13 protein-coding genes and 1 tRNA gene are annotated in these 18,827 nt (G+C 36.1%); 1 reads left to right on the forward strand and 13 read right to left on the reverse strand.

Going from position 1 to position 18,827, the window contains the following annotated elements; translation table 11 throughout:
• Window positions 1-3: 3 nt before the first annotated feature.
• The 7 genes from CYO89_RS01215 to CYO89_RS01245 all read right to left on the reverse strand — a co-directional run bounded on the left by CYO89_RS01215 (window position 4) and on the right by CYO89_RS01245 (window position 9,901).
• Window positions 4-1,998 carry an AAA family ATPase gene (locus CYO89_RS01215; protein ID WP_103596841.1) on the reverse strand — a complete coding sequence of 665 codons (1,995 nt, stop codon included), beginning with the start codon at window positions 1,996-1,998 and terminating at the stop codon, window positions 4-6.
• A gap of 122 nt (window positions 1,999-2,120) precedes the next feature.
• Complete coding sequence (locus CYO89_RS01220; RefSeq protein ID WP_103596842.1) at window positions 2,121-3,365, reverse strand: PD-(D/E)XK nuclease family protein; 1,245 nt, start codon at window positions 3,363-3,365, stop codon at window positions 2,121-2,123.
• Window positions 3,366-3,406: 41 nt separating this feature from the next.
• Window positions 3,407-3,733: a hypothetical protein gene (locus CYO89_RS01225; protein WP_103596843.1), complete on the reverse strand. Its 327-nt coding sequence runs from the start codon at window positions 3,731-3,733 to the stop codon at window positions 3,407-3,409.
• An 11-nt stretch (window positions 3,734-3,744) separates the two neighbouring features.
• A complete protein-coding gene (locus CYO89_RS01230) occupies window positions 3,745-4,587 on the reverse strand; it encodes an SIR2 family NAD-dependent protein deacylase (protein ID WP_258032486.1) in 843 nt (280 codons plus the stop codon).
• Window positions 4,588-4,649: 62 nt separating this feature from the next.
• On the reverse strand, window positions 4,650-6,128 hold the full coding sequence (locus tag CYO89_RS01235) for a DUF2779 domain-containing protein (protein ID WP_103596844.1): 1,479 nt from the start codon (window positions 6,126-6,128) through the stop codon (window positions 4,650-4,652).
• On the reverse strand, window positions 6,115-8,199 hold the full coding sequence (locus tag CYO89_RS01240) for a DUF262 domain-containing protein (RefSeq protein ID WP_103596845.1): 2,085 nt from the start codon (window positions 8,197-8,199) through the stop codon (window positions 6,115-6,117). Before CYO89_RS01240 ends, CYO89_RS01235 begins: the two co-directional genes overlap by 14 nt.
• Before the next feature lies 1 nt (window position 8,200).
• The gene (locus CYO89_RS01245) at window positions 8,201-9,901 is read right to left on the reverse strand and encodes a DUF262 domain-containing protein (protein WP_103596846.1); all 1,701 of its coding nucleotides are present in this window, start codon (window positions 9,899-9,901) and stop codon (window positions 8,201-8,203) included.
• Between the two features lie 133 nt (window positions 9,902-10,034).
• Between CYO89_RS01245 and CYO89_RS01250 the strand changes: the two genes are divergently transcribed.
• Window positions 10,035-11,057: a hypothetical protein gene (locus CYO89_RS01250; protein ID WP_103596847.1), complete on the forward strand. Its 1,023-nt coding sequence runs from the start codon at window positions 10,035-10,037 to the stop codon at window positions 11,055-11,057.
• A 563-nt stretch (window positions 11,058-11,620) separates the two neighbouring features.
• Here CYO89_RS01250 and CYO89_RS01255 read toward each other — a convergent pair.
• From CYO89_RS01255 to CYO89_RS01280, 6 genes are all read right to left on the reverse strand, one after another.
• Window positions 11,621-11,695, reverse strand: a tRNA-Asn gene (locus CYO89_RS01255).
• A gap of 111 nt (window positions 11,696-11,806) precedes the next feature.
• A complete protein-coding gene (hpf, locus tag CYO89_RS01260) occupies window positions 11,807-12,334 on the reverse strand; it encodes a ribosome hibernation-promoting factor, HPF/YfiA family (RefSeq protein ID WP_004317788.1) in 528 nt (175 codons plus the stop codon).
• 80 nt (window positions 12,335-12,414) lie between these two features.
• On the reverse strand, window positions 12,415-12,855 hold the full coding sequence (locus CYO89_RS01265; protein WP_103596995.1) for a type II secretion system protein: 441 nt from the start codon (window positions 12,853-12,855) through the stop codon (window positions 12,415-12,417).
• On the reverse strand, window positions 12,855-13,835 hold the full coding sequence (locus CYO89_RS01270; RefSeq protein WP_103596848.1) for a prepilin-type N-terminal cleavage/methylation domain-containing protein: 981 nt from the start codon (window positions 13,833-13,835) through the stop codon (window positions 12,855-12,857). The genes CYO89_RS01265 and CYO89_RS01270 overlap by 1 nt, the downstream gene beginning before the upstream one ends.
• Window positions 13,832-14,476 carry a type II secretion system protein gene (locus CYO89_RS01275; protein WP_103596849.1) on the reverse strand — a complete coding sequence of 215 codons (645 nt, stop codon included), beginning with the start codon at window positions 14,474-14,476 and terminating at the stop codon, window positions 13,832-13,834. Before CYO89_RS01275 ends, CYO89_RS01270 begins: the two co-directional genes overlap by 4 nt.
• On the reverse strand, window positions 14,470-18,804 hold the full coding sequence (locus tag CYO89_RS01280) for a hypothetical protein (protein ID WP_103596850.1): 4,335 nt from the start codon (window positions 18,802-18,804) through the stop codon (window positions 14,470-14,472). Before CYO89_RS01280 ends, CYO89_RS01275 begins: the two co-directional genes overlap by 7 nt.
• Window positions 18,805-18,827: the final 23 nt, after the last annotated feature.

Genomic DNA, 18,827 nt, shown 5'->3' on the forward strand with positions numbered 1-18,827 from the left:
AAGCTAAAACCCAACCCTTCTTTCGTTTTCTATCTTTTTATATCTGATCTCGTCATTTAGGCGATTTGCAAATTCGTTTGCGTCTGCTAGCGGACTAAATTTGTTTGCTCTTAGCACAGCTGCAAAGTCTCCAGGCGTTAAAAAGGCGAACGAGCCAACAAGCTCTAGATCGCTACTGCTAGCCTTTAGCCCTAAAATTTCACACTCTTTTTTAAAAAGGCTGAGTGCTTGCTCGCTTTTTAGATAGCTAAATTCTATCTTCATATCAAAACGCCTCATACTCGCGCTATCAAGCCTGTCAAGCAAATTTGTCGTAGCGATAAATATGCCCTCAAAGTTCTCCATCTGCACTAGCATCTCATTTACCTGACTTACCTCCCAGTTTCTAACCGCATTACTTCTATCTTGTAAAAAGGTATCGACCTCATCAAAAACAAGCACAGCGCCTTTTTCTTTAGCCTCTTTAAAAGCCTGAGCTATATTTTTTTCTGTTTCGCCGATATATTGGTTTATTAGATCGCTTGATTTTTTTAGAACAAGCGGCTTGTTTAGCGACTTTGCTATGTATTTGGCGTAGGCACTTTTGCCAGTGCCAGCTGCGCCGTATATACATATCCTAGCGTTAGAGCTCTCTTTTATGCCACAAGCAAGTTTGTTAAGATCGGTGCTTGCGTTTATAAATTCCACATTGTAGCTTTGCGGCAAAGATAGACCTTGATCGGCGATTTTCTCTTTGTCATGCCCTTGCGACTTTAGCGTGTTATCTATCACCATTTCAAACGCCTTTTGCTTGTCAAATTTATCTAAACTTAACGCCACTTTGGCTGCCTTTTGTATGACAGCTGGCGATAGAGAAGTGTATCCCAAAAGCCTTTTTACGCTCTCATTTGTACTAAGGCCGTTTGAGTATTTTTCTATTATCCTTTTGCGTGTTTTTTCATCTGGGATAGGTAAATTTATGGCTATATCAAAGCGTCTTAAGACAGCCTCGTCCATATCTTGCACCTTGTTTGTTATCCATATAGTCGCTATTTTATTGTTTTCAAGGGCTCGATTTATCGCAGCCTTGTTTATCATGATGCCATTATCTAGGCTAAATATATCCTCAGCCTCGTCATACATCAATAAAATATTATTAGAAAAGATATTTTGCACCGCCGTGTAGGCGAGATATCTCTTTGTAGCCCTTTTGTCGTTTTCAAATTTATTATAAGCCACTTCAAAAAGCTCAAGGCCGATCTCTTTTGCCACTAGCTTTGCAAATTCTGTTTTGCCAGTGCCAGCAGGTCCATAAAGCAAGATATTTACCCCATGCCTTTTTGTGCTAATGGCATTTTTAAGATACTCAAGCATAAGAGCTAGCTCATCTTTTATGTGCTCAAAGTCACAGCTCTTTAGATCGCCCTTGCCACAAGGCACTACGCTTTTTAAGAAAATTTTGCTTATATAGTTTTTGGTATCAAACATCTCAAAAGCAAAGTCATCATTTAAAAAGCTATATTTAGCAAGAAAATTGATTTTATATCTCTCTATTACAAGTAGCCCTGAGCTTAGCAATTTTGCATCATATTTTAGTGCGTTATTTACAGCGCTTTGCGGTAAATTTAAGATAGTGGCGATCATTTTATTAAAATCACTATTGTGTATATCTTCGATCTTGCCGATAGTGTTTTCAAGCGTGCTTGAGTTTGATACGACGATCAAAAAGCCTAAAATTTGCTTTTGCGTCTCATCTAAATTTAACTTTTTGCTAAGCATTTGTAGGTTTTTATCTAACAAAGCAGGAAATTTTGGCATATTTTTTAAGATATCATCATGCCTTTTCTTTAGCTCTTTTAAGAAATTTGACATACCGCCTATCGCTTTTATCTGCTCCTCGCCATAGCCAAGACCCTCTATAGCCCTATCAGCTGTATGTCCATTTACTTTGTCAAACAGCCCGTAATAAAGCACTGCACGCAACAGATAAAATGTAACAAGTCTGTCAAAATTTCTCATCTCATCTCCTTTTTTTATTTTTGAGATGATACTTGGCTTTTTGGACTTTTGTATGTCTTATTTTGTAAAATTTTGGTCTTAAATTTGAGATTTTAGTGGCATAGAGCCACTAAAATTTGGGGTTAGTTTTGTTTTGGTTTTTGGGATAAGTTATATTTCTCAAACTGCTCTAAAATGTCTTTTATTGTCCCTGCAAAATCTTCTGGACTAGGCTTATCGTCTATTATATTCTTACAAATATCATCATCGAATAACTTGCCATAAGCCAAAAAATATTTTGTTTGTTCTCCTAATTGCGTTATATTTGGTTTATCAAAATCTGAGACTTTAACTTCTTTATCATCGTCTTTGCGAAAGCCGACAAATGGTTCAGAATACGTGCTTGATTTTTGAAATTCGACTGTGAAGTAAAAATTTTTCCATTTTTCATCTTGAGTTTTTACATTCTTTATTGCTATAGGTCTATAAGCTACGCTATTTAATTCGATACTATATGTGCCTTTTATTGCTTCGTCTTTTTCCAAATTTTCTTTTACATTTTCAAAAAATTCATCTATTATCTTCTTTCTCGTCTCTTGATAGTTATTTGCTATCTCCGATGCCGCAGTATAGTTTTCTTTAAAAATTTCTACCAAATTTGCTGTTTCCATTTCATCTATCCTTTTGTATCTATCATAAATCATCTCTATCACGTCCTTGTATTGTGATAAAAATACATTTAGGTCAGTTATATTTGACACCTCATTTTTGCACTTATCTATCCACTCTAAAATTTCTTTGCCGTAGCTAATGACCTTAAATTTTATAGACGGATTTTCTCCTAGCAACTTAGCATGATAGTCGCCAAAGCTTTGATTATCTGGTAGTTTGCCGTCTGGATGCAGATACAAAACACATATATCCTCATCTTTAACACGGTCGCTCTCTTTAGCACCTTCATCTTTAATAGTTTCAATATATCTTGCTATCTGCGTAGGTTGATCTTTGGCATATACTTTATTTTCTAAGATGATATGCTTCTTACCGTCGCTTATGTAGATATCTATATGCTTAAACTCTTTAAAAACAGTGGCCGTGCTCGTATCTATGCTAAAGTCATCTATGCCACACGTCTCTAAAAATAGCTTTAAAAATAGATCACCCTTGTAGTGATCGCCATTTGGATCAAGCAGCGAAGCTATGAAATTTGAGTGCAAATTTACTTCATCGCTAAAATAATGAAATAAAGTAAAGATGTTATAGTCATGCTTGCCCATGGCTCTTTGTCTATCTGCCTCAGCTTTTGCCGCCATGTAGCCTTTGCTAATAGCCATAAAAAGCTTTTCAAAGTCCTCTTTTTGTAACTTTATCTCCAACTCTGTCTCCATCCTCTCTCCTTTTAAAATTTGATATCTATATCGTCTAATTTTTAATATTTTATAGTCGCTTTCATATCAATGATCCGTTCATCGACATAAGCTAGATCATCAGTGATGATCACATTAAATTTACACTCATCACAAAGCGTATCTCTTATCTGCTCCAAGCAAAGCTTGATCACAGCATCAAGCGGCATATCTTTAGAAATTTTAAAATTTATCTCGGTGCCTTTTGCATTTTCAAGTAGCGCCAAGAGCTTATCAGATATGCTTTGACTAAGCGCATATATGTCCTGCTTTGCCCTAAATATAGCCATGTGCTTTGACTCTCCGCTATCATTTTTATACCAAGTTTCAAAGATGCTGGTGTGCTCCATTTTCTCTCCTACTATAAAATTTGATTTAGCGCTTCTAGGCCGCCTAGCTTTAGGCTGATGCCAAGCTGTGGGTTTAGGTCACTATCTTTTGGATTGATACGGATAAGAGTTGCATTTTTAAAGCGTTTTACCAGCGCTTCGCCATGCTTTCTGATAGTTGGCACCGCTAGACCTGCGCCGATCTCTATTATGGCTATTTTTGAGTTTTCATTTTCACTTAGCCACGCTTCATATTTTTTGCGCTGCGACCAGGTTCTTTTTGGATTAAACTCGTGATCGTAAAACATCATGATATTTGGACGGCTCACACATCCACACTCAGGGCAAACTGGCATCTTTGTAGCGATAAATTTAGCCTCATCAACCTCTACGCTACTCTCATGCATAGGCCATATCATCCCATCGTCGTTGTGGATACATTGAGCGTGATGGATCGAGCCATGAACTTCGTAAATTTTATCCTTGCTAAATCCAGCCTTGGCAAAGTGTCCATCGACGTTTGAGGTGCAGATGAAGTAGTTTTCATTTTTCTGCGTGCAAAGCTCTTTTAGCATGGCAAAACCAGCGTGAGGCTCAGTTTTGTTGTAAAGCTTTAGCCTGTGGCCGTAAAATGCCCAAGCTAGCTTTGGATCGTCAAAAAACCACTGTGGATTTGCTATATCGGTAAAGCCCAGATCCTTATCTTTTAGCGGCGGATATGCCTTCCAAAAGCCCTGATCCCCACGAAAATCAGGCAATCCACTATCCACACCCATGCCTGCACCTGCTGTGATGACTATGGCGTCTGCGTTTTTGATGATCTCTTTTGCTTGAAGTATTGCTTCTTGCAATGACTTAAATTTATCTGCGTCCATGTTGCCTCCTATAGCTTTAAATTCTTTTGGCATTATAGCCGGCAAAGCAGACACTTTTTTGTCTATTTTGCCACTTCACGCAGTTTTTCTAAAACCTTAACCATCGCTAGCGTGTCTAGCTTGCAGTATGCCAAAAGTGCCTTTTTATAGGCCTCTCGCTCATCAGCTGGCATATACGCCATAGCCTCATAGGCCTGCATCGCTTCGCCTCCGTGATGGATCAAATTTAGATCCTTATATGCCGACTTAAACTCAGGCACTAGTGCCGGCAAGACATATTTTATAGAGTAGCTTCCTTGCATCTTTGGGTGGTAGTAGCTTTTGCTAGCAAATGGCGCCATCAGGTCTTTTATGTTGCTGTGTATTGCCATAAGCTCATTTGAGATTTGCGGATAAATTTCAGCAAGACGTCTTATTACCCTTTTTTCAAAGCTCATATTGTAGGCTAGCACGCAAGCATCTTGTGGGATAAATTTGATCAAATTTAGCGCCAGCTCATATCTGGGATCGGCTCCGACCTCAGCCAAGAACTCAAAATGCTCTAAATTTCCTTTGCCATCATCCTTGTGGATAGAAAACTGAAAAGGTATCTGCTCATACGGACTAAGCCCCACAAACTCGGGCACTGCTTGCTGAAATGTCTCAAAGTCAAGGTGATATAGCGGATAGTTAAGTGTCTCTAGAAATTCTTTGATAGCCTCTTTGTCTATGATCTGCTCCCCAGAGAGCTCAGAGCGGATTTGGATCTGCTGAGAGGCATTAAATTTATCTAGCTCTTTGATATCTTCAAATTTAACTACGCCGCTTTTATAAAGCTCAAATTTCTTTTTACTTCTTAAGCCGCTAATATCAAAAATACTATACTCTGGTATGCCTTGCTGCTTGCGCCAGCAGTACTCCCAAGCGTCGCAAGTATAAGGATCTGAACACTGAGGACCGATATCAACTTCTGGCTCAGTGTCTTTGCTAAGAATTTCATCAAATTTACTTAAATTTTGAGGGATATCTGCTTGTTTTTGCTTTACTTGCTCGGTCACGTCTTCGGCGCGAAAAAACTTCTCAAGTTCGAGCTTCTCGCCTCTTACGTAGCTGCTATCTATGTGGATGATATTTACGGCACTCACCTTGTAGCCAAGCGAGCTAATGACGTAGTACTGGATGCTTGCATCATCGATATATACGTCTTTCACCGAGGTTGAGCTCTTTACTTCGTTGATGATAAGACCATCCCTACCGATACGAAGGATATCAACCATCACAAGGATACCGTCAAAGCAAAAAGTGGCCTCGTAGATAATCTTTATGCCGTGCTCGATAAACTCTTTTGTCTTTGCCATTTGCGAGCTAAAGTCGCCAGTATATTCTATCCTTTCTCCGCCGTTAAATAGCTCACAGGCTAGCTCGCCTACCGATGTACCAGTATCAAATACCGCCTGCGCACCGTCATCTGGAGCTTGCAAAACCTCAGGCTTTTTCTTTTTAAGCCACAAGCTCTTTTCGCATTGAAGACCGCGGATGTAGAGGGATTTAGATAGTGCCATTGGTTATGCTTTTTGCGATTTCGTATGCTTTATCTATTATAGATTGTAGTGGATCCTGTTCTGGTAAATTTGGATCAAATGCCTCTCCTATTCGTTCCTTATCTATCATCCAGCAATATTTATTATCGTCATTTTTGATAAAGCTAATATTTTTACTACCCATGAAAATATAAGGGTTTTCAGCACTTGAGGTTACTTCTTTGTATTCTATTTTTTCTTTTGATAGTTTTAAATCCTCCCTTAGTTTTATACATAAGGCATAGCTATAGTATTCAACTTGCTTGCTACTGCTAAGAGATTTTGTTAAAACTCTTATCATCTCTCCATTTTTTTGTATAAAGAAATTTCTACAATACTTTAAAATTTGAGGATATTTTATAAAGTAATATCTCCAGTCTGTTTTATCGAAATCATCGATAATTTTTTCTAAATTTCTCTCATCTTCGAGTAGTTCTTTTAAAATTTGTCCTTTCTCTTTATTAAAAAATACACTTCTCCAGTTGTCGTCTTTGTCACGAGGGTTGTTGTTGAAGTTGCAAAAGCTAAAATATTCTCCGCCGTATCCATATCCGCGCCCTACCAGATAATCACGCTTCGTTAGCAATGCCCTTTGAAACAAGAAGCTTTCCTTGTCTTCTTCAAAAATCTTATTAAATTTCTTATAGTATCTTTCAAATTCTTTTACATCATTTTCTGCAAAATCTATAAGAAATGTTAAATTTGAGCCAAGATACAAATGTTTTTCAGCTTCACTAATAGCGTCAATCCATCCCTTGTCGTTTTGTATTAGCTTTAGTTTCTTTTTTTCTTGCCACTTGTAAAAGTCGATTGTCTTAAAGCTTTCTGGCTGTTTATCGTCAAAGCCTTCTAACAGCTTAAAAATATCTTCACTCTCGCATTTTTCACAAATTTCGTTGATAAATTCAAAAACCTGCCTTAATTTTAAAATACTATCTATATTAAAATCTCTTGTTACGTTTGAAGTTATCCTTTTATACTCTTTATAAAAATCTCCGCCAAGCTTTTGGGCTCCAAAATTTATCAAAAACATAGATAGCGCAAAAAAGTTAGCTCTTGTTTCATAGGTAACGTCTTTGCTGGTATCGGTAAAATTTTTAAGCAGTTCACGATTTGGAACTTCACACAACTCATCTAAAATTTTTATTACATTGTTTACATTATTTTTGTTACTGCTAAAAAACTCTAATGCGTCTAGTGTATCGAACTCATCAAAATCAAAATCTTTTGCCTCTTTTGTATCTTTTATATCAAGAATAGTAAAATTTGAAGCTACTCCTTTAAAAAATGCCATATATCGTTTATCAACGCTACTCAAATCTATGCCTTTTTTATCACTATCTTTTAATCCCCAAAACAAATCAAGCCACTCATTATCTAGCTTTGCTTTTATATCTTGAGATAGTTCTTTCTCAAATTCTGCTTTAAAATTTTCAAATTCACTTAGCGGTTTACCTCTGGCATTCATTTTTATATATAGGTCATCTGTTAGTCCAAACTCTTTAAGCTCTAGAAAGCTAAATTTTATATTTTCTAGTCTGTCGTAAAAATTTGAATTTTTAAATTTATCATGTATCGCGTCTAGCATTACAAGCATAGATTTTACGGTCGGATCATTCTCCCAAAACGGCATAAACCAGCTATAATTTTTTATATCTGCAGAGATTTCGTCTTTGTTAAAATCGATATCCGCATTAACTAATCTTTCACAAAATTCTCTAGAGCTGCTTCTGGTTTCGTATGTAAAACCCTTTAAATACTCACAGTCTTTGCTTTCTTTTTTTGCAAAATATAAGTGCAACAAAAAAAGAGTAGTGAGGCGTTGCTGCCCGTCGATTGGTATAAATTTATCACCTTCTATATTGCCATAAACAAAATCTAAAAATAAATTTTCATCATTATCTAATCTATTAAAAATCTCATATAAAAATTTATCTCTTATAGTGACCGCATCTTTTCTACCTTGCGCGTAATCTCTTTGGATGATGGGTATTGAAATTTTTAGTTTCTTGTTACTTAGGATATCTTTTAAATTACTTATATTATTTTCCATTTTAATCTCCTAAAAATTTTTCTAATGTTTTTATTATCGAGTCTTTATAATCTTCTTGGTCTTGCTTACTCCAAAAATATACATTAGATAAATTCTTGGTGTAATATTTTAAAAATACATTTTTAGTACATATTGGTATAAATTCGCCATTTTTATCCATCTCGATTATCTTTTCGCGTTTTTCGATAAACGGCCCGTTGCTTAAAAAGCTGTTATCCTCTGCTGCCAGTAAGGCTAAATTTTCTATTCCGTGCATATTTACCAGATCACCAAATTTATTTAAAATTTTCATTTGAAGCTTATCAAAGCCACTATTTTCATTGCCATTTATAAAACTAGCGATCTTTTCTTTAAGATCGTTTTTAACATCATCCTCAAGATTACTTTTATCAATACATTCTTCTGAGTTTCCTAGCCACGCATCCTGCGCCTTTTTATCTTTTAGGCCCTTGTCATTTTGGGCGTGTATATGCTCTAAACTCCATCTTTTAGTGCTAAATTCACTAAAAGAAAATCTAACATAAGAACCTTTTTGGTTTAAAATGGTAGCTATATTAAAAAGTAGCAATATATTTTCTAACTCTTTTCTGTTTTCAGAATATTTTAACCCATCAATCTCTTCTATTTTAATTTTCTCTTTTATTTTTTCCTTTAGAAAATTATTGAAATCGCTTTTTGTTTTATCTTTAGCCTTGCTATATATCTCCTTGATATCTGATATATTAGACGCTACCAAAAAGCCGACTAAGTGGTAGTTTGTAGTATCTTTAAACCAAAATTTAAACGTTAAAAATATCTTTTTTATATCGGTCCATATATGAGATAAATCGCCTTCTTTTGCCATGTCTGAAAAATATCTATATATCGCATATCTATCTAGCTCTGTGCTTTTTACTCCGGATAAAATTTCAAAAAGTAGTTCTATCCTAGTGGGATAGTCATTTTTTGTCAAAAATTTAAAAAATTCATCATCTTGCAGGGTGTATTCTATCTCGTCCCACTCTTTTGATATCTCTATTTGTTTTGTAATAATCTCATTTTCACTACACTCTTTTGGGGCACTTCTAGTTTTTAAGTTTCTAACATTTAAAAATAACGCCTTGATAAGCTCTGCGTTGGTAAGTGGAATTTTGCCGCTGTTTAACCTGGCGAATATCTTGACTTCGTCTTCACTATCTTCAACTTCATACCAAATAAATTCTATATATCTGTCATCTTTTGAATTTGTAAAAATTTTAAGTAATTCGCTTGCATTTTTATTTTCAAACCAGCTTTTTATCGCTTCATAAGCTTGATACATACAAAAATAGTCCATATTTTGATTACTCTCATCTTGCGTTTTGCTAGCAATATTTTGTAAAAAATCTTTACTATCTTTTCTAGTTTCGTAGCATAGCGTATAAATTTCGTCTATGCCGTTTTTTTCTCTTAAAAGATTTTCTAAATACTTTAAAATGATAAAAATAGTAGTGAGCCTTTGCTGGCCGTCTATGACATTGTATCGGTTTTCACCGATTTTCTTAACTACTAGCGGTTGCAAACAATAAAATTTTCCGCTACTGTCATCTTGCCTAAACTCAAGCAAATCATCTAACAAATCCGTAACGTTTAGCTTATTCCAACGATAACCTCGTTGGTATGCAGGTACGTTGAAATTTATTTTTTTGTCTATTATGTCTCTAACCGATCTTTGTTCTATCATTTTTGCTCCTTTATCTAATCTATATCGTCAAAAAGATCTTTATTTTAATGTCCTTTTGCGAGATCATAGCAGCATAATAGGAATAAATTTTGTCCATTTTTTACTTTAAAATTCATCCCAAAAAGGAGTGGTGATGAAAAAGATCAAACATATAAAAGAGTTATTTGAGGCTGGTAAAGAAAAACAAGCAAAGGATATGCTAGGTCACTTGCTAAATAACTCGACAAATCAATGCTTTGTATGCACAAGATGGATATACCGCACGATGTGTGGTAGGTCTGAAAACGGCATAGCTGGCGCAGCTGCTATTTTTAAGCTCATGCAAAAGAACAAAAAAGCTGAGATATTTGGGCGAGTGTATGAACTAGAGGATGATCTTTTTTCACATATAGGCTTTCACAAATGGGCTCGCGAAGCTTTCAAAAAACTCATAAAAGCCGCCACAACAAAAGAAGAATTTTGCATCGTGGCCAATGAGGCAGAAAGATACATTAAAAGCGAGATAAAACCACTTTCATACTACAAAGAGATCGTGGATCAAATTTCGAAAAGCGAAGTAGTGAAGATAATCCCACTAAAAAGCAAATGCTACTTCGTAAAACTCGAGCACAAGCTATTTAACTACGCTATAAGAGCTTCTATGAGAAGCTGGCAAACTTACGTCATCTGCAAAAACGCAAAGATAAAATTTGAGTGGTTTTTAAGGTCTGATGCCAAGTTTGACACTTATAATAGCTGTAGCGTAGAAGAAAATACATGTTTAGATAAGATATCAGACGAATTTGGACTTTGGGATAGTGAGATCTGCTTTGAAAAAGATACGCTAATATGCATAAAAATAGCAGAAATTTTTTATGAAAATGGAGTTATCGACAAGGCAAAGATAATGCTACTTCAGGCTTTAGGAGTGGCTTATTATAAAGGTGTATTTATAAAAAATGTTATAGCAACTTTAAAAAGTGTGGCGCAAAATTTTAGCAGTGATGGAAAATTTATAAGAGAGATCTTAAAACGCACGATAAGCTTTAGGTATGAGCATCTTGAGCAAAAGGAGCTAAGGCTAGCGTTAAAAGAGCTTGAGTGCTTTGATTACTGGGCTGAAGATATAGACTATGAAAAAAAGTATAGTGATTTTGATCCGCTCGATTATTGTTAGGGCACAAAGAGCTTATAAAAAGTGAAATTTACAAATAAACAGATGATCTAACCATTATAATCTTTTGTTTAATATCTAAAGCAATATCAGCTTCTTCAAAACTCAAAAAACCGATACACAATTTTTGTTTTTTGGTCATATTGGATACTATTTACCTAGTAATCACTTCGCTACCTTTTAAAACAAACGCTGTCTTGTCTTTCACCCAATGATTTAAAAGATAGTTGATGCCAGCAACACTACCGCCGTTTTTAGTTTTAAAGAATTTTACTAACCTTAACTTCTTGGACTTTGCTTTTATAGCATTAAGTCGTCTAATTTTTTATTAACGTCAATTATAGGACAACTTAGAGCGAATTAGAGTAAAAATATTTTATATTTTTGCCTACAACTCTTTAAAAACAAAAAATAATATACATAAAAACACATTAGAGCAAAATAGAAAATTTTAAAATATTAAATAAAACTGAGGGGAAATAAAGGGGAAAAATACAAAAATAAGAAAACTTAAAATTATTAGAACATCGTTAAAATCAGGATTTTAAAGGATTTTTAAAGAAGAATGGCTCCGGATGCTGGGTTCGAACCAGCGACCAAGTGATTAACAGTCACCTACTCTACCGCTGAGCTAATCCGGAACACTTAAAAGAAGTCGTATTATAGTTAGCAATCATTTAAAAATAGCTTAAATAACTAAAGATTAGAGAAATTATATTAAAAATAATTTAGGGGCAAAGCGCCCCCTAGTTTTAGTAAAGACCGAAAGTTCCGTCTGTTCTTTTGTAAATGACGCGCATTTTGGCATCGACATCGTTAAATACGTAAAATTGTTTATCGCTTGATTTTAGCTTATCAAGTGCTTCTTCTACCTCAAGAGGTTTGTAAATTTCAAGCTCCATAGGTACGATCTCTTCGACACCTTCGATCTTTTCTTCGCCTATTCTCGAGCGAAATTCTTTATCATCAGCCTTGCCTTTTACTGTAAATTTCTTATCGTGCTCTCTTCTTAAAACTTTTGAAGCCTTTTCGATAGCAAGATCGATCGCTGCGTAGAGATCTTTATCTTTTTGGCGAACAACTATCGTATCTTTATGTGCCATATTTAGAGAAAATTCTGCATTAAAGCCCTTTTTACCTTGCTTTTCATCTGCTCCTACTACGCATCTTGCTGAGATGATGTCAAGGTTGTACTTGCCAAGGGTGTCAAAAGCGTCTTGGATGTAGTTTTTGATGGGTTCTGTTAGCTCAAATTGTTTTCCTACAATGCTTATGTTCATCGCAATCTCCTTTATAGAAAGTAAGATGATTATAACACGACGAAACTAAAAGCAAATTAAAGTAAAATCTTTATAAAATTTTAAAGTTTCTGAAGAGTTCGTTTGTGAAAATTTATAGGATTTGAAGCTTTTCCTGGCTTTGAGCTGACAAAGACATCGAGCATTATCGTGCCTTGATTTGCTCCTTTTACTATCACAGCATCTTTGTTTTTACAAGCATCGCCCATATCGCCAAAGTATTTTACATATACTTTAAAGGTAAAGAGGTCGCCGAATTCGCCACTTATCGGATTGTGCTCGTCGCCAAGGCAAACTGCTCCAGTTTTATAAAAGTCATTGCTTATGATAGCTAGCATGGCGTACTCAGTCGCTGCACGGGCTACTAGCTCGCTTTGCTCTCTTAGATAAATTTCACTATTTTGCTTAACTGAAGTACTAGCGATCGAAAGAGCTAGCATACAAATAGAGCTTGCGATCACCACAAAAAATATCGCTGCAATTAGCGTAAATCCTCGCCTCATCAATAAACCGCCTTTGACTTGCAGATGGTTATCTCTGAGTTTTTTGCCCTCATGCAAAGCTTTAGCACGATGACGCCATTTTTTTCAGTAAAGACAAACCTCGTAACGTTTTTAGCAAAGGTTGCCTTTTCGCCATTTGGTTTATATTTTTCTCCCATCCATGGACGATAGTCGTAGTATAAATTTAGATCAAAGACGCCGTTATTTTTGTCTGCTTGGCTCTGGCTCTGCTCTGGTACTATGGCGTTTGCAGTGTAGGCTAGATGGTACTGCTCTGAAATTTGCTTGTTAGCAAATCCTGAAATTTCTAGCGTGTCGCCATCAGTGCTTTTTACTCCAACTTTTGCTATGTCTAGACTGACAGGCACAGTTCCGTTGCTATAGCCAAAAGAGCTTTGCACATTGTAATAAACATCAGAAAATATCGCTACAACGCCACCATCTTTTTTTGCGAAATCCACACAAGTGGCATTTGTATCTTCCCTGCAAGTTAGATCTTTTATGGTCTCGACCACTCCAGTAGTGAAATTGCTTCCAGGACTTATTAGACCAGTTGCTGGCGAGCTCTTAGTAAGATCCGCATAGCCGCTATATCGTCCAACAACTGGCTTTCCGCCCTGTTCTATGACATTGTCATTAGCATCAAGAGATATAACGTCATTAAAAATTTCATACGCATAAGGGATAAATTCTAAAATTTCATAGTCTTGTGCCAGCGTAACCCTGCTGTCGTTTAGAGCTAGGAAATCACTGCTGTTATTTCCGCCTTTTCTAGCGATCACGCTTGGCTTTATGCGGTGCTCTAGCCTCTTTGAAATTTGCTCCAGTGCGATCTCCGTTTGCGTCTCGAGCTCATTTACAGTCTTTGTTTGAAAGTAGTTTGAGTAGATGTTCATTATGGCGTTAAAGCTCATCATAGCGATGATACCAAGCACGACGATGACGACTACAAGCTCAAGAAGCGTAAAGGCTTTTTTCATTTCCACGCTTTCGTATTTAGCGAGCCGCCCTCACCTAGGTTAAAAGCATAAGCTCTTAGCACCGATGTCGTCTTTTGTTTTGTGTCATTTTTATATGAGGTTGCAGTTACTACTATCTCTTTTACGTCGCTGTTATCTAGCGCCAAATTTGGCTTAAACCAGCCCTTATCCTCGCTAACTCTTACTTCATAGTCTGAGCCAACTATATAGTCTCTGCTTTGATTTGCCGTGTTTAAATTTTTATTTCTTGTTTCGTAATAATTCACAGATCTCACTGCCGTATCAAGCGCTAGATCTGATGAGTTTGTATAGGCAAAAACCCTATGCCCATCGCCTGTTATTTTATTTATCTTATAAAATTCGTTTCTATGATCACCTGGCTTTAGGATGATAGGAAAAAAGTAAGCCGTCTCAGCGCTACTGCCGCCAATGTTTGTCGAGACCTTGATGACCTTGTCGCTAAAAGGAGCTTTTAAGATAAGCCCCATATAGGTCTTAGCATTCATCAAGCTCTCTTGTGTAACCGCCTTTTGATTTAGCTCAGATGTGGTCTTTAGCACAAGCGGTATCGACGTGCTGATGATCGCCACAACGACTATCGAGAGGATAAGCTCTATAAGAGAAAAACCTCTTTTTACCAAGAAATTCTCCTATTTGTCTTATCGCTTAGATCATTAAAGTTGTTTTCGCCGCCTATGACATTTCCTACGTCACCTTTGCCAGAGCCACTTTTTAGGGTCTTGCCAGCCCAGTCGCCATTTGGCACGAGAAATCTCACTGTGAAATCATTTGTCGCTGCATCTTTATCAAATTCATTATATATGAGCCAGTTTTTTGTATGCATCTTAGCTATATCTGTAACTGCTCGGTCATTTTTTACATAAATGTAACTGACGCCGTCGCTAAGTGCTGTCTCTTTGGCTGTATCTCGCGTAGTGTGATTTGAAAAACTGTAACTATCTACATTACCATAACTAGCATCGTGCAGAGGATTTACATACCATGAGTGCGTACCCGCAAACTCCTCCCAGCGAGCGCTTGATCCTAGTTTTTGCAACATAAATTTACTCTCGTCGCAACCATTGCAATACACTCCGTAGTAAATTTTTGCCTTAAAGCCAGTGTTTGGCCCCTCATAGTAAGGTGCGTATGTCCTAGCGTAGTAAAATTTTGCCGATGTTTTCCTAGATGGTTTTAAGTATTGGCTACCTTTTGTTTTATTTATGCTATTTTCATCTTCGGCTAATTTTGTAAAAGTAAATATATCACTTGTCACCTCAAAAGGATTTTTAGCTACATTTTTTTCGCGCTTGAAGTTAAATTTGAGATCTATCTCAGCTGTGCCATCACTTCTAAAAGCCTCTTTTTTTACCATATAGCCGCCGTCATGAGGTGATGCTTTTAGCTTTTGAACAATCGCATTTTGATCAGTAGTACCAAAAAATAGTATCTCGCTATTTAGCTTTTTAACACCATCTTCATCATTGCTTAATTTTGACCCATTGTTGTCTATGTAGTTAGGTATGATATCCCCTACTTTTATATTAAAGACAGCATTACTTGCATAGCAGCCACTTTTATAAAGATGTGCTGTATTGTCGCCAGAAGCTCTTGGATTTTCATTAGACAACATTGCTTTTACTTTAAATTTTAATGTCGGAGACCATAAAGTTTCCTCATTTGAGATATATGAAAAGTCACTTGATATGATCTCAAAATCACTCACATCAAGGTATTCTGGGATAAAATTTAGTTGATTGTGTTGCTCTTCAAATACTATATTACAACCTATCCTACCCATACCATCTGGATCGTGACTTGGATTATTTGGATCTATTGATAAATCATTATTGTATAGATCCAGTGGATTATTTCGGTTTTTCCTAGAGTCTCTACTATACGATTTTACGCAGTCATCTCCATGATTTGTATCTTGATCTACGCTTGTATAAACTGAGTCCATAGCGTAAAAATTTGTATCTCCGATGTCTGAGAAAGAAAGCCCTACCTTGTTAGTGCTAATATTTGTAATAACTCCGATAGCCTTATTTGGGTTGTTAAAGCTTATCTCAAATTTATTTTCTCTGCTATCCTTATCTGATAGATCTGCTGGTAGAGTGCAGCCAGCAAATACCTTAGGTAGTAGTTGCGCCCCATCACCAGCCTTTATATCACTACTTGCTGTACTTATAAATCCTTTTGTAAGATCCCCTTTAGCATCATAAGCACCGATTATAAAATCAGCATGACTTTTACCGCCTATCATAGGGCCATTAGGCGAATCATAAATATCAAATTTAGCTGGTCTAACAGCAAAAGTATCAAAGTCTTCGCATTTTTCATCAGTTAAATTTGTAAGCTTATTAAGATAACTAAGCTTTACGTGCAGAGATGGATATGGTATCGGCACTGTTACGCTTTTTGTAAGGGTATGCGTTGCGGTAGTAAAATTATAAGTTTCTTCATGTATGACCGAATTATTTGAACTACAATCAGTCACTAGCTTTAACGTCACGTCGGTATTTGAGTCAGGTGCTTTTAAAGCCCCACTAGTCTTATCATAGTTTGATATCGTGATATCAAAAGGCTTGTTTGCTATCTTTGTAAAAAGTCTATTTTTAAAATTTGGACCTGCATCATCTGCTTTACTTCGCGGATAGAAGTTATTTTCCCCTTCATTTACTATGCTTAACTTGTAGTCTTTTGGTCTGCACTCGTTTATCCTGCCTTTATATTTTATGGTTTTACCAGCAATCGTACTTTCATATTCAGCAATATAATCTATCTTATGATATTCGGTTTTTGCAGTTCCTATAAATCTAATATCTGTTGAATTACCGTATAATTTTTTAAGATTTCCACCCTCGGTAGTGCTAGCGTTATCTCCTACATTAAATCTTAGACTTTGATCACTTAATTTCTTAGAATAGTATGTATTTCCGCTATCATCCATAGGACACCTTCTCATTACAGATACATCATTTGGACTTGCTGTTTTCCAAAATTCTATACAGCTAGTATTATCTAAATAAGTCATAAATTTAGGATCAAATTTAACTTTTATAACACTTTTATTTGCATCTTCATTTCCCTTATTTTTTATTTTTGTTAGAACCTTCAGCAACATTCCTGGCTTAATGGTTGTTGTAACATTTGACTCTAATTCCTCAGGGAATTTACTCTTATTGCCATCTCTGCTAACATAAATTTTTTCTTCATAACAAACTTCAGGGTCATAAAGTATCGTTGAGAAGCCAGCCATTCCGAGATTTATCCTATCACCTTGGATATTGTCACCTATCTTTTCAGCCTTTACTTTAAACTTAATATCAACCTCACTTTGCCTATGTGACATGAAATTTGATATATCAAATATATCTAGATCCATCATTGCATTATATTTTTTATTAACATCAGCAAGGTTGCCAAATCTTGTAATAGAAGAGTTAAATTGATTATTTCTTGGGTTGCCTACCGAGTTTGGATCAGATGGATTAGCCCCAGAAATGAGGCTATAAAAAGTTCCATCTTTCTTCTTTATCGTTATATCCTCACCTGTGATCTCTTTGCGTCCACCAAAACCCATAAATGCCAAACTAGAATCTATAGTTCCAGCAGATGGAGTAAAAAAGTCTTCAAATTTTAAATTTATCTCTGTTTTTTGTGCACTTTGTAATACCTTATTTCTTTCGACATTAGGCGAGATATTTGCCATACCACTATAGATATTAACATCCCTTGGTTTTATGTGTTTGTCCTCTCCAACCTTCTCACCAAAGTCATAAACTATGACTAAGCTCCAACCACCAAACTGAGATGGCACATAGCTATATATCCAGCCTCCATCACCATATAAAACCGCACCATAAGATAAGGTTAAAGTCCTTGTTTCATTACTTATAGTCACATTATAGTTGTAGTTCCTAGACAATTTAAAGATGGTTGATGCGATGTTACCAACTGCAAATGTCCTGCCAGCCTCAGTTGTGCCAAGGCTATCTTGTACTAGTTTAGTTACATCAGCACTTGCTTGATAGACAAAGTATGATGCACCACTTCTTGCACCTAAATTTGATCTATGAGGTACGTTAGGGTCTTCATAGCTAGGGTGAACTGGAGTTTTGTAATTACCACTTGATTCCCCACACCAATTTGCATAGGTAGTATCATTTGGGTGATCTTTGTGATAGCAGTATGGATAGTAAGTATCTCTTGGCACTGAGTTTTTATTATAAGAAGTAAATGAACTCTCCCACTTGATATCATCATAATTAGCTTTTACAGTGTATATTCCTTTTGGTGTTTTAAATTTAACGCTTGAGTAGCCAAAAATATCTTCAAATAAATTCTTTAGTAGCTGGTATTCTGCGGTTCGTTCACCATATATGGCACCGCCCCAGTAGAGTCTTGCGTATTTTATCTTTTTACCATCTATATTATTTCGTTCAAATTCACTTTTATTTTCAAATTTAAAAGTCGCGCGAGATGAGTTTTTAAATCTTCTTCCAGCTAGGCTCGACTCTTCATTGACATATGTCTTTTCAACAATCTGAGAGGTTTCAACCAAAGGATCTCCTCCAGCAGCACTTGACTTTGGATCAAAGTTATAGCCAAGCACTCTTGGCATGATGACACTAGCTCCGATAACGTCCATATCACCAAAAATTCTTGTAAATTTATCTTGCTTACTAAGTGTATTGTCTGGATTGTTATTATCAAGATATCCGTCTAGTGTTACTGATTGGCTATTATTTGAAGTTGGATCTGATGGATATACCACCCATGTATTTTGAGCACCAGTAACACAATGCTTCATGCCATCAAAGTCGATCTTGCAAACTTTTCCGTTACAGCTTGCAGTTTGCTCTGCGGAGCACTCACCGACACTAGCTGGCAATACAAGAGCATCAGGATCAGCATCACCAAAAACATAAATAAAAGAAAATAGGAATAAAAAAAGAATTTTCAAATTACAATCTCCATAATGTAATT

It is taken from the genome of Campylobacter concisus, from assembly GCF_002913765.1.
Classification (GTDB): Bacteria; Campylobacterota; Campylobacteria; order Campylobacterales; family Campylobacteraceae; genus Campylobacter_A; species Campylobacter_A concisus_BB.

What these genes read in the sequence shown, in the direction of transcription:
- CYO89_RS01215 (WP_103596841.1), bottom strand. Translation starts at nt 1,998, where the DNA reads ATGAGAAATTTTGACAGACTTGTTACATTTTATCTGTTGCGTGCAGTG.
- CYO89_RS01220 (WP_103596842.1), bottom strand. Translation starts at nt 3,365, where the DNA reads ATGGAGACAGAGTTGGAGATAAAGTTACAAAAAGAGGACTTTGAAAAG.
- CYO89_RS01225 (WP_103596843.1), bottom strand. Translation starts at nt 3,733, where the DNA reads ATGGAGCACACCAGCATCTTTGAAACTTGGTATAAAAATGATAGCGGA.
- CYO89_RS01230 (WP_258032486.1), bottom strand. Translation starts at nt 4,587, where the DNA reads ATGGACGCAGATAAATTTAAGTCATTGCAAGAAGCAATACTTCAAGCA.
- CYO89_RS01235 (WP_103596844.1), bottom strand. Translation starts at nt 6,128, where the DNA reads ATGGCACTATCTAAATCCCTCTACATCCGCGGTCTTCAATGCGAAAAG.
- CYO89_RS01240 (WP_103596845.1), bottom strand. Translation starts at nt 8,199, where the DNA reads ATGGAAAATAATATAAGTAATTTAAAAGATATCCTAAGTAACAAGAAA.
- CYO89_RS01245 (WP_103596846.1), bottom strand. Translation starts at nt 9,901, where the DNA reads ATGATAGAACAAAGATCGGTTAGAGACATAATAGACAAAAAAATAAAT.
- CYO89_RS01250 (WP_103596847.1), top strand. Translation starts at nt 10,035, where the DNA reads ATGAAAAAGATCAAACATATAAAAGAGTTATTTGAGGCTGGTAAAGAA.
- hpf (WP_004317788.1), bottom strand. Translation starts at nt 12,334, where the DNA reads ATGAACATAAGCATTGTAGGAAAACAATTTGAGCTAACAGAACCCATC.
- CYO89_RS01265 (WP_103596995.1), bottom strand. Translation starts at nt 12,855, where the DNA reads ATGAGGCGAGGATTTACGCTAATTGCAGCGATATTTTTTGTGGTGATC.
- CYO89_RS01270 (WP_103596848.1), bottom strand. Translation starts at nt 13,835, where the DNA reads ATGAAAAAAGCCTTTACGCTTCTTGAGCTTGTAGTCGTCATCGTCGTG.